The following is a 13,488-nucleotide window of genomic DNA, read 5'->3' as shown; positions in this document are numbered from 1 at the left end:
CAACAGCGCGGTCAGCTCCCTGTGGAGGTACCGGCGGACCGCGGCTGGACGCGCGAACTCACCGCTGATGCGCGGGTTGTGCTCGGACCAGGGGCGCTCGACCTCGAGCGCCGCGTACCACCCCTCGGCGTCGATCGCATCGAGCACGTCGAGCAGGCGCGTGACGGCGGCATCGATCTGCTCCGGATCGAGCCCCTCGGGGTCAACCACCTCGTCCACGTCGGCGATGCTAGCCCGTGCGTCTGTGCGGTCGTCGGGAGGGTCGGCGTCGGGCCAACGGCCACACGCGGATCAGCTGATGACCAGCTGGTCGTTGCTGACGTCGACCTTGACGACGTGGCCCTCGTCGAGACTGCCGTCGAGCAGGGCCAGCGCCACGCGGTCCTCCAGCTCCTTGCGGATGACTCGCTTGAGTGGACGCGCGCCGTACACGGGATCGAAGCCGCGATCGGCGAGCCACTCCTTGGCGGCATCTGTCAGCGCAAGTGTCAGGTCGCGCTGGGCGAACCGCGTCCGCACCCGGTCGAGCTGCACGTCGACGATGCGGCGCAGGTGCTCACGGGTGAGCCGGTTGAAGATCAGCGTCTCGTCGAGGCGGTTGAGGAACTCCGGCCGGAAGTGCTCACGCACCGCCGCCATCACGCGCTCGCGGATCACCTCGTCGGACTCGGTCGGGTCCAGGATGAACTGGCTGCCCAGGTTCGACGTCATGATCAGCACGGTGTTGCGGAAGTCGACGGTGTGGCCCTGCCCGTCGGTCAGACGTCCATCGTCGAGCACCTGCAGCAGGACGTTGAACACGTCCTGGTGCGCCTTCTCGACCTCGTCGAGCAGCACGACCGAGTAGGGGCGCCGGCGGACCGGTTCGGTCAGCTGGCCGCCCTCCGCGTAGCCGACGTAGCCGGGTGGTGCACCGACGAGCCGCGACACGGTGTGCTTCTCCTGGAACTCCCCCATGTCGAGGCGGATCATCGCCCGCTCGTCGTCGAACAGGAACTCCGCCAGCGTGCGCGCGAGCTCGGTCTTGCCGACGCCGGTGGGACCGAGGAACAGAAACGAGCCCAGTGGCCGGTCCGGGTCGGCCAGCCCCGCGCGCGACCGGCGGACCGCATCGGCGACCGCCTTCACGGCCTCTTCCTGGCCGACGACGCGCTCGTGGAGCGTGTCCTCGAGGCGCAGCAGCTTGTCGCGTTCGCCCTCGACAAGGCGCGCCACCGGCACACCGGTCCAGCGGCTGACCACCTCGGCGATGTCTTCGGCGTCCACCTCCTCGCGCAGCATCCGCCGCTCCGCCTGCAGCTCGTCGAGCGCCGCGTTGGCGGCCTCGAGCTCCTTCTCGGCGTTGGGGATCGTGCCGTAGCGCAGCTCGGCGGCGCGCTGAAGCTCACCGTCTCGCTCGGCGCGCTCGGCCTCCTCACGGGCGTGCTCGATCGCCTGCTTGCGGTCGCGGATTCGCGCGATCGCGGCCTTCTCGGCCTCCCAGTGGGACTTCAGGTCGCTGAGCTCGTCCTCCAGCTCGGCGAGGTCCGCGGTGATCTGGCCGAGCCGCTCGGCTGCGGCGGGGTCGTCCTCGACGTTGCCCTCCAGCGCCGCCTTCTCGATCTCGAGTTGCTTGGCGCGCCGGTCGAGCACGTCGATCTCGTTGGGCATCGAGTCGATCTCGATGCGCAGCCGGCTCGTGGCCTCGTCGATCAGGTCAATCGCCTTGTCCGGCAGGAACCGCTCGGTCAGATAGCGGTCGCTCAGCCGCGCCGCGGCGACCAGCGCAGAGTCGGTGATGCGCACGCCGTGGTGCACTTCATAACGCTCCTTGAGGCCACGCAGGATCGCGACGGTGTCCTCGATGCTGGGCTCGCCGACCATGATCGGCTGGAATCGGCGCTCCAGCGCCTTGTCCTTCTCGACGTCGCGGTACTCGTCGAGCGTGGTCGCGCCGATCATGCGCAGCTGCCCACGCGCGAGCATCGGCTTGAGCATGTTGCCCGCGTCGACCGCCCCCTCGGCCTTCCCGGCACCGACGATCGTGTGCAGCTCGTCGACGAACGTGATGATGCGGCCCTCGGCCGAGGCGATCTCCTTGAGGACGGCCTTGAGCCGCTCCTCGAACTCCCCGCGGTACTTGGCGCCGGCGATCATCGACGACAGGTCGAGCGCGACCAATTGACGGTCCTGCAGGCTCGACGGCACGTCGCCAGCGACGATGCGCTGGGCGAGGCCTTCGACGATCGCCGTCTTGCCGACACCGGGGTCACCGATGAGCACGGGGTTGTTCTTAGTGCGTCGCGACAGCACCTGGATGACGCGGCGGATCTCCTCGTCGCGCCCGATCACGGGATCGAGATCACCCGTGCGCGCGGCGTCGGTCAGGTTGACCGCGTACTTCTCGAGCGCCTGGTAGGTGCCCTCCGGCGTCGGCGACGTGACCCTCTGGTTGCCGCGCACCTCGCGCAGCGCCGCGAGCAACTGGCCACCGTGCACGCCGGCCCGGCGCAGCACGGCACCCGCCGGACCGTCGTCGTCGGTCAGGGCGAGCAGGAGGTGCTCGGTCGACGTGTACTCGTCACCGAGCTCGCCCGCGCGGGCCTCGGCACGGTCGAGCGTGGCCGACAGGCGCCGGTTCATGCCCGGCTGTTGGGTGGTCGTCCCGCGCGCGGCGGGCAGTCTGTCCAGCGCCGACGTCACGGCGGAACGCAGGTCCGATGGGGTGGCGCCCAGGCGCAGCAGCGTCGGCTGCACCGCACCCTCGGACTCGTCGAGCAGCGCATGCAGCAGGTGCAGGCTGTCGATGTCGGGGTTGCCCCTGGCCGCAGCGAGCGCGACCGCCTGTTGGAGCACTTCGCGAGACTTCACAGTAAGACGCTCAGGATTCATGAGTCCATCCTAGCCGGTCATGGTCGGAGCGGTTGCCGTCGAGTCGGCAGATTCGTCATGTCGCGCGCCTTGACTCTCCCCCTGGAGGAGACCGCAGGATGCATGCACGGAGGTGGAGCGATGGAACAGTTCGCCGCGCCGGGTTCCGCGCAGCACGCGCAGGCCGACGGCGAGATCGAGATCTGCGTGCCGGCGAGGAACGTGGCCTGACGACGACCATGTGGAAAGGGTCGTGATGCCGGCACACACGGTGGCCAGCACCGTCATCGCGGCCCGTACGACGAGCTCGGTCCGGCGTACCACACGCTGTCGGGATGGATACAGGAGCACGGCCATGAGATCGCCGGTCCTCTGCGGGAGCTCTATCTGAACGATCCGCAGGAGGTGCCGCCCGACGAGGTGCTCACCGAGGTCCAGTGGCCGATCGACGCCGGTCCTGCGACGTGAGCAGCATCGACCTCAAGCGTATCCACCGTGGCTGGTACACCGCCGGGCCCGACGCCCGTCGTCGTCGAGCTGCCACCCCTGCCTTACCTGATGGTCGACGGGCAGGGCGACCCGAACACCGCCACGGCCTACCTCGAGGCGGTCGCGGCGCTGTACCCCATCTGCTGTGCCGTGCGGAAGGCAGTCGTCACGGGACCGGGGTCCGGTACACGGTGATGCCGCTCGAGGGACTGTGGTGGACGCCGGACATGGCTGCCTTCACGACCGCCGACCGCGACGCATGGCACTGGACGCTACTGATCCGCCAGCCGCCACCGGTGACCGCCGCGATGGCGACCGACGCCATCGTGACCACCGCGGCCAGGAGGCTGACCGCGGGCGACCGTGTGCGGTTCGACATCCTCGACGAGGGCACCACCGCGCAGGTCGTGCACCGCGGACCGTACCGCGACGAAGCGCCGACGATCGCCCGGCTGCACCGGTTCGTCGCCGACCACGGGCTGGTCGAGGTGGGCCGTCACCACGAGATCTACCTGTCCGACCCGCGGCGGGTCGCGCCGGAGCGGATGCGCAGGATCATCCGCCAGCCGGTCGGACCCCGATGAGCCCGCCGGCTCCTCAGCCGATGGCTTTGCGGATGTCGGCGACCAGGTCGTCGGCGTCCTCGATGCCGACAGACAGCCGGATGAGGTCGCCTGCGACCTCCAGCGGCGAGCCGGCGACCGACTGGTGGGTCATGCGGCCCGGGTGCTCGACGAGCGACTCGACGCCACCCAGTGACTCGGCGAGCGTGAACACCTCGAAGCGCCGGCACGCCTCGAGCGCCGCAGTCTCAGTGGCGAGCCGGCACGACACCATCCCACCGAAGTCACGCATCTGCCGCACCGCCAACTCGTGGCCCGGGTGGTCCGGCAGCCCCGGCCACAGGACCTCGCGCACGGCATCCAGCTCGACCAGCGCCGTGACCACCGCATGGGCGTTCTCGCAGTGGACCCGCATGCGCGCCGCGAGCGTCTTGAGGCCACGCAGCACCAGCCACGCGTCCCACGGGCCGGGCACGGCTCCAACGGCGTTCTGCAGGAACCGCACCTGGTCGGCGAGCCGGTCGTTGCTGGTGACCACGGCGCCGCCGACGACGTCGCTGTGGCCACCGAGGTATTTGGTGGTCGAGTGCACGACCACGTCGGCACCGAGCGCGAGCGGCAGCTGCAGGTAGGGCGTCGCGAACGTGTTGTCGACGACCACCAGCGCGTCGCGCTCATGCGCCACGTCAGCCAGCGCCGCGATGTCGAACACGTTCATCAACGGGTTGGTGGGCGTCTCGATCCAGAGCAGCCGCGTGTCCGGCCGCCACGCCGCGTCCACCACGTCGGGATCGGTCAGGTCGACCGGGTCGAACGCCAACCCCCACGGCTGGTGGACGCGAGAGAACTGCCGGTAGGTCCCGCCGTACACGTCGTCGGCCATCAGGACGTGGTCGCGGGGCTCCAACGTGCGCAGCACCGCGTCGCCGGCGGCGAGCCCCGAGCTGAACGCCACCCCGTGACGCCCGCCCTCCAGGGATGCAAGCGCCGTCTCGAGCGCATCGCGGGTCGGGTTGCCGCTTCGCGCGTAGTCCCAGCCGGCGTGCTCGCCCACCGCCGACTGCGCGAACGTCGACGTCTGGTACACGGGCACCGTCACCGCGCCGGACCGCGGCTCGGGGTCCTGTCCCGCATGGATCGCGCGGGTCGCGAAGCCCGCCGCACTCCAGTCAGTCATCGCACAGACCTCCGCCCCTCAGCCGGGCAGCACCAGGTAATCGAGCACGTCGGACCGCGTCAGCACACCGATCGGCACGGGTCCCTCGCACACCAGAACGGCCTGCCAGTCCGCCGAGAACCACGGCATGACCGACGCCACCGTGTCACGCGCGTTGACCATCGGCAGGGGGTCATCCATGACCTCGGACACCGGGGCGTCGAGGACGCTGACATCACGGTACACGCGGTCGAGCAGGCCGCGCTCGTGGATGCTGCCGATCACGTCGTCGCGTGAGTCCAGCGTGTCGCGCTTGACCACCGGCATCTGGCTGACGTCGAACTCGTGCAGGATTGCGATCGCCTGGCGCACCGACTCGTCGGGGTGCATGTGCACGATCGCGGGGAGCCGGTCGAGCTTGGACGCCACGATCGTCGCCAGCCGCGTGTCGCCGCCGCGGCGGTCGAGGAAGCCGTTCGACGCCATCCAGTCGTCGTTGTAGAGCTTCGACAGGTAGCCGCGTCCCGAGTCGGGGAGCAGCACCACGATCACCGCATCCTCCGCCATGTCCGCGGCCACGACCCGCGCGGCGTGGGCCGCTGTGCCGCAGGAGCCGCCGCCCAGGAGCCCCTCGCCGTGGGCGAGCTCACGGGCGGCGTGGAACGAGTCGCGGTCGCTGACACGCACGTAGCGGTCGACCACGTCCGCGTCGAACGTCTCGGGCCAGAAATCCTCGCCGACGCCCTCGACGAGGTAGGGGTGGACGTCGCCACCCGAGTCACCCGAGTAGATGGAGCCCTCCGGGTCGGCGCCGACGACCTGGACCCGCGGGTTCTGCGCCTTGAGGTAGCGGCCCGCGCCCGTGATCGTCCCACCGGTGCCGACCCCGGCGACGAAGACGTCGATGCGGCCGTCGGTCTGCTTCCAGATCTCGGGGCCCGTGGTCGCCTCATGCGCCGCGGGGTTGGCCGGGTTGGCGTACTGGTTGGGCTGGAACGCGCCGGCGATCTGGCTGGTCAGGCGGTCGGCGGTCCGGTAGTAGCTGCGGGGATCATCCGGCTCCACCGCGGTCGGGCACACAACGACCTCGGCGCCATAGGCGCGGAGTAACGCGACCTTCTCGGAGCTCACCTTGTCGGGCATCACAAACACGCAGTGGTAGCCGCGCTGTGCGGCGACCATTGCGAGACCGACGCCCGTGTTGCCCGACGTGGGCTCCACGATCGTGCCGCCGGGCTGGAGGCGCCCGTCCTCCTCGGCTGCGGTGACCATCGCCAGGCCAATGCGATCCTTGACGCTGCCACCGGGGTTGAGGTACTCGACCTTCGCCAGGATCGTGGGAGGCACGTCCGCCGAGAAGCGGCGCAGGCGCACCAGGGGCGTGTTTCCGACGAGGTCGATGAGGGAGTCAACGGTCTGCACTGACGCAACCTCCTTGGGGTCGCAAGCGTACCGGCGCGCGGAGGCCCCCGACCGCTGGCGGACGGGGTGGGGCGACCCCCGGTGAGGCGTAGGGTCTGGAGCGACGTCCGCACGCCACCTGCGGGAGGACCTCCACCGTGAACGACCGCCTCGACCATCGCTTCACCACGCCGCAGGGCGACGAGATCGGCGCCCTGCTGCGCCGCCCCGCATCGGGCAGCGGTCCCGGGTTGCTCCTCGTGCAGGAGATCTTCGGCGTCAGCGACTACCTGGAGTTCAGCGCCGAGCGGCTGGCGCGACTGGGCTACGTGGTGCTGGCGCCCGACCTGTACTGGCGCATCGAGGCCGGGGCGGACATCTCGGACAACGACACGGAGACCGCGTTCGGGTTCATGAGCGAACTGGACGCCGAGGCCGCGGTCGGTGACCTGATCGATGCGCTCGGGCACGTGCGTGGCCTCGACGGTGTGACTGGCGGCACGGGGATCCTCGGCTTCTGTCTGGGCGGCTCGCTGGCCTATAACGTGGCGTCACAGGTCGACCCCGACACGTGCGTCTCGTACTACGGCTCGGCGATCCCCGACGCCCTCGACGCCATGGCCGGCATCACCTGCCCGATCCTGTTCCACTTCGGTGAGGAGGACCAGTACACGCCGGTCGCGTCGGTCGACCGGGTCGATGCTGCCACCGAGGGCATGGCAAACGTGCGGTTCGAGCGCTACCCGACCGGCGGGCACGCCTTCGACAACGCGTTCAGCGACACGTTCCACCAGCCGCGCAACGCCGTCACCGCCTGGGGCGTCACCGCGCAGTTCCTGCAGCGCACCCTGCCCGCGGCCTGACCTGCGCCAATCTGGCAGGCGATCCCGACGGCGTGTCGGCGCCCGTGGCTACCGGGTGACGTCGTCGGGCGGCAGGTGGGAGGTGTCGCCGAAGATCGTCATGCCAAAGGCGACGGCGTGGGCGACGCGGCGAGTGCGCAGCGCCGCGATCGACGTGTGCGCCGAGTCGAACCGGTCCCACTCCCACGGGGTCGGCTCGGTGCCGAGCAGGTGGGTGAGGGTGACCGCATTGGTCCCGCCGTGAGCGACGAACAGGATGCTGGCGTCGTCAGGCTCGCTCCACAGGTTGGGGTGCTCGTCCTCGGTGACGATCGGCTTGGCCCCGTGCTCGCGCAGCGCGGAGGCCAGCCCGTTGGTGACGCGCCGGTGGAAGTCGCGGAACGACTCGCCACCCGGCAGGCCCTCCCACAACTCGTCGATGGCGCGCAGGTTGAACTCCGCGAACTTCGCCTCCAGCTGGTCGACCGGGCTGCCCTCCCAGTCGGCGGGCGTCATGATCTCGTGCATCCAGTCGTGCGTCGTCGGCGTGAGCCCGAGCCGTTCCGCGAGCGGCGCGGCGGTCTGCTGCGCGCGGACCATCGGAGAGACCCACAACTCGTCGACGCGCCCCCAGTCGCGGGCCGCGAGCAGCTTCGCCTGCTCGTGCCCACGAGCCGTGAGCTCCGGGTTGTTGTAGAGCGTCCCCTTGACGACGTAGGCCGGCTCGGCGTGACGGATCAGTCGCAGCAGCAACGCTGTCCCCTCGGGAGTGTCGGACGGGCGCATCCACGCCCCACGCCGGTACCAAACCGTACCGTCGCCTGGGAAGCGAAGCGGTGCTCGTTCCCCTAACATCGCTTGACAGCTATATAGCTGTATAGCAATACTAGGAGCGATGACGACAACGTTCGAGGTGCTCGCCGAGCGGAACCGTCGACGGATCCTGGACATCCTCCTGGACCGCGACCACGCCGTGGGTGAACTGGTCGACGCGCTCGAGATCAGCCAGCCGGCCGTCTCGAAGCACCTGCGGGTCCTGCGCGAGGCCGGCCTGGTCGAGGCACGCGCGGACGCCCAGCGCCGGCTGTACCGGGTGCGCCCCGAGCCCCTCCGGGCGATCGATGCGTGGCTCGCCCCGTACCGCCGCCGGTGGACCGAGCGGCTCGACGACCTGGAGCGGCACCTCGCCACGATGCCCGACGACCCCGACGCGGGAGTGGACCATGGATGACGGCACGCTGGAGCAGACCCGTGATGGCTGGACGCTGCGCTTCGAGCGGCACCTGGCACATCCACCCGAGAAGGTGTGGCGCGCCCTGACCGAGCCCGAGGACCTCGTCGCCTGGTTCCCCGCCGACATGGAGGGCGAGCGCCGGGCGGGCGCACCCCTGCGGTTCCCGTTCCGTGACGGAGAGGGCGAGACCATGGACGGCGAGATGCTCATCTACGAGCCGCCGTCGGTGCTCCAGTACCGGTGGGACGTCGAGATCCTGCGGTTCGAGCTGCACCCGACGCCCGACGGATGCACCCTCACCTTCACGTCGACACTCGCCGAAGTCGGCACGGGTGCGCGGGACGCGGCGGGCTGGCACGCGTGCCTCGACCAGCTGGCCCACCGCCTTGCCGGGTCGACCCCGCCGTGGACCCCCGACGCCCGGTGGGCCCAGCTGCACCCGGGGTACGTCGATCGGTTGCCGGCCGAGGCGTCGACGATCGGTCCACCCGACCGCGCCGACGCTCAGGCCTGAGCCGGTCCGGCGTCCCGGGCGACGCAGCTGCTGTTCCTCGACGCCGAGACGCCGGCAAGGACGTCGATCTCTGCATCAGCTCGCCCGGTGGGGACATGACCGCGCTGTTCGCGATCCACGACACCATGCGCTTCCTGCAGTCCGATGTCGCGACGATCTGCATCGGCCAGGCCGCGTCGGCGGCCGCGGTGCTGCTCGCCGCCTGATCCACCGTTCCGGTGCGGCGCCGTCGCATCGCAGCGACGCGTAGGCTCCCCGGAAGCCGTCCCGGCTGGCAGGCGTGCGCCGGGACCGACCGTGGCGACGCCGAGGACGGACCCGCGACATGACGGACACGTACACCCAGGTCGGGACCTCCGGGCTGTTCGTCCACCGCGTCGGGCTCGGCACCATGCAGTTCGGCTGGTCAGTCGACGAGGACCAGTCGTTCGCGGTGCTCGACGCCTACGTCGAGGCGGGTGGCAACTTCATCGACACCGCCGACATCTACAGCTTGTGGGCGGCCGACATGGGCGGCCCGTCGAATCCCGGCGGCGTGTCCGAGGAGATCATCGGCCGCTGGATGGCCACGCGCGGCAACCGTGACGACCTGGTCGTCGCCACCAAGGTGCGCGGCGCGATGGGTGAGCGCTTCTCGCAGGGCCGCGACACGACCCACCAGCGCGAGGGACTGTCCCGGCGCTGGATCATGCGCGCCTGCGAGGACAGCCTCCGCCGCCTGGGCGTGGACCACATCGACCTGTACCAGGCCCACTGGATCGATCCACTGGTGCCGATCGACGAGACCCTGTCGGCCTTGACCGACCTGATCCGGCAGGGCAAGGTGCGCTACATCGGCTGCTCGAACTACAGCGCGTGGCGCATCGTCGAGTCTCTCTGGGCAGCGGAGCGGCACGGCTCCGAGCGCTACGTCAGCGTCCAGCCCGAGTACCACCTGCTCGCCCCCACCCGCGGGGACGTCGAGCGCGAGCTCGCGCCCATGTGCCAGCGCTACGGCCTCGGGATGATCCCCTACAGCCCGCTCGCGGCCGGACTGCTGACGGGTAAATACCGGCGCGGGCAGCTGCTGCCCGACAGCGTCCGCGCCGCGGAGAACGCCGAGAAGTGGCTCAACGACAAGAACTGGACCATCATCGAGACCCTCGTCGAGGTCGCCGAGCGCAACGGGATCTCACCGGCGTCCGCCGCGATCAACTGGCTGCGTGCCAAGCCGTGGGTCACCGCGCCGATCATCGGCGCAAACCGTCCCGGCCAGCTGCGCGCCACGATGGCCGGGCTCGACACGCCACTGCCCGACGAGGACGTGGCCGCGCTCGACGCGGTCAGCGACTACCGTCGGCCGCGGCCGGCCCGGGAGGACTGACGACCCCGCGTGGCATCATGAGGTGCGTCCGGCGCCCGCGGCGACAGGCCGACCAGCGATGACCCTCGAGATCGCCATCATCGATGTCACCGAGGGCGAGGAGGACGCGTTCGTCGCGTCGTTCGGCCGTGGACGGGAGACGATCGTCGCCTCCGAAGGCTGCCGGTCCGTCCGCATGACAAGGGGCGTCGAGTCACCGTCACGGTTCGTGCTGCTCGTCGAGTGGGACTCGGTCGTCGCCCACGAGGCGTTCCGCGCCAGCGACGGGTTCGGCCAGTGGCGTGGACACGTCGCACCACACTTCGCCGCGCCGCCCGTGGTCGAGCACTTCGAGGACGTGGGCGCGGGCGGCGGCGACTGACGGCCGCGCCGTGAGCGACGGCGCCCGTCCGGCGTCCACCGTCCTGGTGGTCCGCGACGGCACGGACGGCGTCGAGGTCTACCTACAGCGCCGGTCCGCGGCGATGCGCTTCGTCAGCGGGTTCTGGGTGTTCCCCGGCGGACGCGTCGACGACGCTGACCGTGACCCCGCGATCGACGCGCACTGGAGCGGACCCCCGCCGGACGCGTGGGCGCAGGTTATGGACGTCCCAGTCGATCTTGCGCGCGGGCACGTCGTCGCGGCGTACCGGGAGACGCTCGAGGAGGCGGGCATCCTGCTGACCGCCGACCGGCCGCCGGCGGAGGCGGTCGTCGAGGCCCGCCGCGCGCTGCTCGACGACGACCGCACGATGGTCGAGGTGGTTGCAGACCTGGACGTGCGGCTGGATGCGACCCTGGTGCGCTACTGGGACTGGTGGGTGACCCCGGTGTCGGAACCGCGCCGATACGACACGCGGTTCTTCGTCGCACGCCTGCCCGAGGCCGCGATGGTCACGCCACACACTGGCGAGGTCGTCGAGGAGACGTGGACGACGAGCGCGGACGTGGACGGGCTGCGCGTGATCGCCGCGACGTACTACACGATGCGCGCCGCGCTGGCGCACCCGTCGGTCGACGCGCTGCTCGCCGACGCGACACGGCGGACGATCGCCGCCGTGCGGCCCACGATCGAGGACGGTGCCATCGTGCTGCCCTGGAACGAGCGCTTCCCACTCCCGGAGGGCTTCGGCGACGCCTGATCCGCGTGGTCGGGACCAGAGTGTCGCTTGCGGGTAGCATGCCGCAAGGTTGTCCATCGCGACCGGTTGAGCGTGCGGAGGAGCACCGCGATGCCGAGCACCGTCCGGGCGACGCGTCCGCAGGGCGCGACCTTCATCGAACTGTTCTTCGACCTGGTGTTCGTGTTCGCCGTGACGCAGGTCACGGGGGTCCTGCGCGAGCACCTGACGCTCACGGGCCTCGTCCAGGCCGTGCTCGTGTTCTGGCTCGTGTGGTGGGCGTGGACCCAGTTCACGTGGACGCTCAACGCCGCCGACACCGAACATCCGGGCATCGAGGTGCTGACCATGGCCGCCGTCGGGGCCGCCTTCCTGATGGCGGTCGCCGTGCCGGACGTCTTCGCGCCGAGCGGCTGGTGGTTCGCGGTGTCCTACATCCTGGTGCGCGTGCTCGGCATCGCCGGCCAGTGGTGGGTCTCGGCGGGTGACGCCGAGTGGCGCGGCGCCATCCGGACGTGGTCCGCGCTGTCGGCCGCGGGCCTGCTCGTCATCGCGGTGGCGGCCGTCATGCCGGCGGAGACGCGCACCGCCGTCCTGGCGCTGGCGGTCGCGATCGACGTGTTCTCGGCGACCCAGGCGGGCGGCGGTGAGTGGCGGCTGTTCAGCGCCCACTTCGCGGAGCGCCACGGCCTGTTCGTCATCATCGCACTCGGTGAGTCGTTGATCGCCGCGGGCCTCGGGGCGGCCGGCCTGCCGCGGTCGGCGACGCTGGCGGCCGTGGTGATCCCCGCGGTCGTCGGCGTCTGTGCCCTCTGGTGGACCTACTTCTCGCGCGCCAAGGACGCGCTCGAGCGGGCGATGGATGCCGCCACGTCGCTCGCCCGGGGCAGGTACGCCCGCGACGTCTACTCGTTCCTGCACTTCCCGGTCATCGGTGGCGTCGTCGGCTTCGCGGTCGCCATGGAGGAGGCCGTGGCGCACCCGACGGAGCACCTGGCGCCGAGTGCCGCCCTGGCCCTGCTGGTCGGGGCCGCGCTGTTCGTTGGCGGCACCGGCCTCGCACTGCTGCGGGCCGGCGTCGGACGTCCGACGGTGCGCGCGATCGCGATCGTCGCGCTGGCCGCGCTGTACCCGCTCGTCATCGCGTGGCCACCGACCGGCGCGCTGACGGCGGTTGCGGTCGTCGTGATGGCCGTGGCGGTCGCCGAGCAGCAGCAGGCCGGCGGTCGCTGAGGGCCGAACCCGGCCGTATGCTACCCCGGCGCGTCCGACCGACGGCGCGTCACGTCACCTGATCGGGCCAGATCATGAGCGACCTGTCCTTCACCCTCGCCGACCAGCACGGCACCCCCGTGTCGACCGACGACTTCGCCGGGCGACACGTGATCCTGTTCTTCTACCCCAAGGCGATGACGCCCGGCTGTACGGCGGAGGCATGCGACTTCCGGGACCGCTACAACGCGTTCCACGATGCCGGGTATGCGGTGGTGGGCATCAGCCCGGACCCGCCGGCGGCCAACGCCGAGTTCGCCGAACGAGACGGGCTGCGGTTCCCCCTGCTGTCGGATCCTGACCACGAGGTGGCATCGCGCTACGGCGCTGGGGCACGAAGAAGAACTACGGACGCGAGTACGAAGGGCTGATCCGCTCGACGTTCGTGCTCGGCCCCGACGGAGCGGTCGAGCGCGAGTGGCGCAACGTCCGGGCCACAGGGCACGTCGCGCGGGTGGCACGGGAGCTGGGACTCACGGAGGACTGACGCGATGGCGACGACCACCGAGACAACGGCCCTGCTGTGGTCGCCGCCGGACGACGTGTGGGAGACCACGCAGATCGGCGCGTTCGCTCGCGCCGCAGCCGACCGGCACGGCGTCGACATCGGCGACTACGCCGCACTGTGGGACTGGTCGGTCACCGATCTCGACACGTTCTGGCAGCTGGTCGTCGACCACTTCGAGATCCGCTTCCACGCCGAG

The 13,488-nt window shown here is 70.6% G+C and carries 17 protein-coding genes; 12 read left to right on the top strand and 5 right to left on the bottom strand.

Annotated features, from left to right (window positions below; translation table 11 throughout):
• Together VK923_05155 and clpB are read right to left on the bottom strand one after the other, a co-directional pair.
• The coding region (locus tag VK923_05155; protein HSJ44056.1) for a hypothetical protein at positions 1 to 219 on the bottom strand (219 nt) is incomplete at its 3' end.
• A gap of 72 nt (positions 220 to 291) precedes the next feature.
• Complete coding sequence (gene clpB / locus VK923_05150; GenBank protein ID HSJ44055.1) at positions 292 to 2,850, bottom strand: ATP-dependent chaperone ClpB; 2,559 nt, start codon at positions 2,848 to 2,850, stop codon at positions 292 to 294.
• 495 nt (positions 2,851 to 3,345) lie between these two features.
• Between clpB and VK923_05145 the strand changes: the two genes are divergently transcribed.
• Positions 3,346 to 3,534 (top strand): hypothetical protein, encoded by a 189-nt coding sequence (locus VK923_05145; GenBank protein HSJ44054.1) that lies wholly within the window; start codon positions 3,346 to 3,348, stop codon positions 3,532 to 3,534.
• A gap of 32 nt (positions 3,535 to 3,566) precedes the next feature.
• The gene (locus VK923_05140; protein HSJ44053.1) at positions 3,567 to 3,923 is read left to right on the top strand and encodes a GyrI-like domain-containing protein; all 357 of its coding nucleotides are present in this window, start codon (positions 3,567 to 3,569) and stop codon (positions 3,921 to 3,923) included.
• Positions 3,924 to 3,936: 13 nt separating this feature from the next.
• Here the strand turns inward: VK923_05140 and VK923_05135 are convergent, their stop codons facing one another.
• Positions 3,937 to 5,079, bottom strand: coding sequence for a cystathionine gamma-synthase (locus VK923_05135; protein ID HSJ44052.1), 1,143 nt, complete (start codon positions 5,077 to 5,079; stop codon positions 3,937 to 3,939).
• Between the two features lie 18 nt (positions 5,080 to 5,097).
• On the bottom strand, positions 5,098 to 6,480 hold the full coding sequence (locus tag VK923_05130; GenBank protein HSJ44051.1) for a cystathionine beta-synthase: 1,383 nt from the start codon (positions 6,478 to 6,480) through the stop codon (positions 5,098 to 5,100).
• 137 nt (positions 6,481 to 6,617) lie between these two features.
• Between VK923_05130 and VK923_05125 the strand changes: the two genes are divergently transcribed.
• Positions 6,618 to 7,322, top strand: coding sequence for a dienelactone hydrolase family protein (locus VK923_05125; protein HSJ44050.1), 705 nt, complete (start codon positions 6,618 to 6,620; stop codon positions 7,320 to 7,322).
• 48 nt (positions 7,323 to 7,370) lie between these two features.
• Here VK923_05125 and VK923_05120 read toward each other — a convergent pair whose 3' ends face one another.
• A complete protein-coding gene (locus tag VK923_05120; protein ID HSJ44049.1) occupies positions 7,371 to 8,087 on the bottom strand; it encodes a histidine phosphatase family protein in 717 nt (238 codons plus the stop codon).
• Positions 8,088 to 8,196: 109 nt separating this feature from the next.
• Between VK923_05120 and VK923_05115 the strand changes: the two genes are divergently transcribed.
• The 9 genes from VK923_05115 to VK923_05075 all read left to right on the top strand — a co-directional run.
• Positions 8,197 to 8,532: a metalloregulator ArsR/SmtB family transcription factor gene (locus tag VK923_05115; GenBank protein ID HSJ44048.1), complete on the top strand. Its 336-nt coding sequence runs from the start codon at positions 8,197 to 8,199 to the stop codon at positions 8,530 to 8,532.
• Positions 8,525 to 9,049 (top strand): SRPBCC family protein, encoded by a 525-nt coding sequence (locus VK923_05110; GenBank protein HSJ44047.1) that lies wholly within the window; start codon positions 8,525 to 8,527, stop codon positions 9,047 to 9,049. The genes VK923_05115 and VK923_05110 overlap by 8 nt, the downstream gene beginning before the upstream one ends.
• Before the next feature lie 95 nt (positions 9,050 to 9,144).
• Positions 9,145 to 9,255: an ATP-dependent Clp protease proteolytic subunit gene (locus VK923_05105; GenBank protein ID HSJ44046.1), complete on the top strand. Its 111-nt coding sequence runs from the start codon at positions 9,145 to 9,147 to the stop codon at positions 9,253 to 9,255.
• Between the two features lie 119 nt (positions 9,256 to 9,374).
• A complete protein-coding gene (locus VK923_05100; GenBank protein HSJ44045.1) occupies positions 9,375 to 10,412 on the top strand; it encodes an aldo/keto reductase in 1,038 nt (345 codons plus the stop codon).
• A 58-nt stretch (positions 10,413 to 10,470) separates the two neighbouring features.
• Positions 10,471 to 10,773: an antibiotic biosynthesis monooxygenase family protein gene (locus tag VK923_05095; GenBank protein HSJ44044.1), complete on the top strand. Its 303-nt coding sequence runs from the start codon at positions 10,471 to 10,473 to the stop codon at positions 10,771 to 10,773.
• 10 nt (positions 10,774 to 10,783) lie between these two features.
• Positions 10,784 to 11,533 carry a hypothetical protein gene (locus VK923_05090; protein HSJ44043.1) on the top strand — a complete coding sequence of 250 codons (750 nt, stop codon included), beginning with the start codon at positions 10,784 to 10,786 and terminating at the stop codon, positions 11,531 to 11,533.
• A 90-nt stretch (positions 11,534 to 11,623) separates the two neighbouring features.
• Entirely contained in the window at positions 11,624 to 12,745 is a 1,122-nt protein-coding gene (locus VK923_05085; protein ID HSJ44042.1) for a low temperature requirement protein A, read from the top strand.
• A 74-nt stretch (positions 12,746 to 12,819) separates the two neighbouring features.
• Positions 12,820 to 13,155, top strand: coding sequence for a peroxiredoxin (locus tag VK923_05080; GenBank protein ID HSJ44041.1), 336 nt, complete (start codon positions 12,820 to 12,822; stop codon positions 13,153 to 13,155).
• Between the two features lie 120 nt (positions 13,156 to 13,275).
• Positions 13,276 to 13,488: hypothetical protein (locus VK923_05075; protein ID HSJ44040.1), on the top strand; the 213-nt coding region annotated here is incomplete at its 3' end.

It is taken from the genome of Euzebyales bacterium, assembly GCA_035461305.1.
GTDB lineage: Bacteria > Actinomycetota > Nitriliruptoria > Euzebyales > JAHELV01 > JAHELV01.
Note: the sequence above shows the minus strand (reverse complement) of the source record. Positions and strands in the feature narration are given on the sequence as shown.

Coding starts and splice junctions, on each gene's coding strand:
- VK923_05140 (HSJ44053.1), top strand. CDS start 3,567: ATGGCTGCCTTCACGACCGCCGACCGCGACGCATGGCACTGGACGCTA.
- VK923_05135 (HSJ44052.1), bottom strand. CDS start 5,079: ATGACTGACTGGAGTGCGGCGGGCTTCGCGACCCGCGCGATCCATGCG.
- VK923_05120 (HSJ44049.1), bottom strand. CDS start 8,087: ATGCGCCCGTCCGACACTCCCGAGGGGACAGCGTTGCTGCTGCGACTG.
- VK923_05115 (HSJ44048.1), top strand. CDS start 8,197: ATGACGACAACGTTCGAGGTGCTCGCCGAGCGGAACCGTCGACGGATC.
- VK923_05110 (HSJ44047.1), top strand. CDS start 8,525: ATGGATGACGGCACGCTGGAGCAGACCCGTGATGGCTGGACGCTGCGC.
- VK923_05105 (HSJ44046.1), top strand. CDS start 9,145: ATGACCGCGCTGTTCGCGATCCACGACACCATGCGCTTCCTGCAGTCC.
- VK923_05100 (HSJ44045.1), top strand. CDS start 9,375: ATGACGGACACGTACACCCAGGTCGGGACCTCCGGGCTGTTCGTCCAC.
- VK923_05095 (HSJ44044.1), top strand. CDS start 10,471: ATGACCCTCGAGATCGCCATCATCGATGTCACCGAGGGCGAGGAGGAC.
- VK923_05085 (HSJ44042.1), top strand. CDS start 11,624: ATGCCGAGCACCGTCCGGGCGACGCGTCCGCAGGGCGCGACCTTCATC.
- VK923_05080 (HSJ44041.1), top strand. CDS start 12,820: ATGAGCGACCTGTCCTTCACCCTCGCCGACCAGCACGGCACCCCCGTG.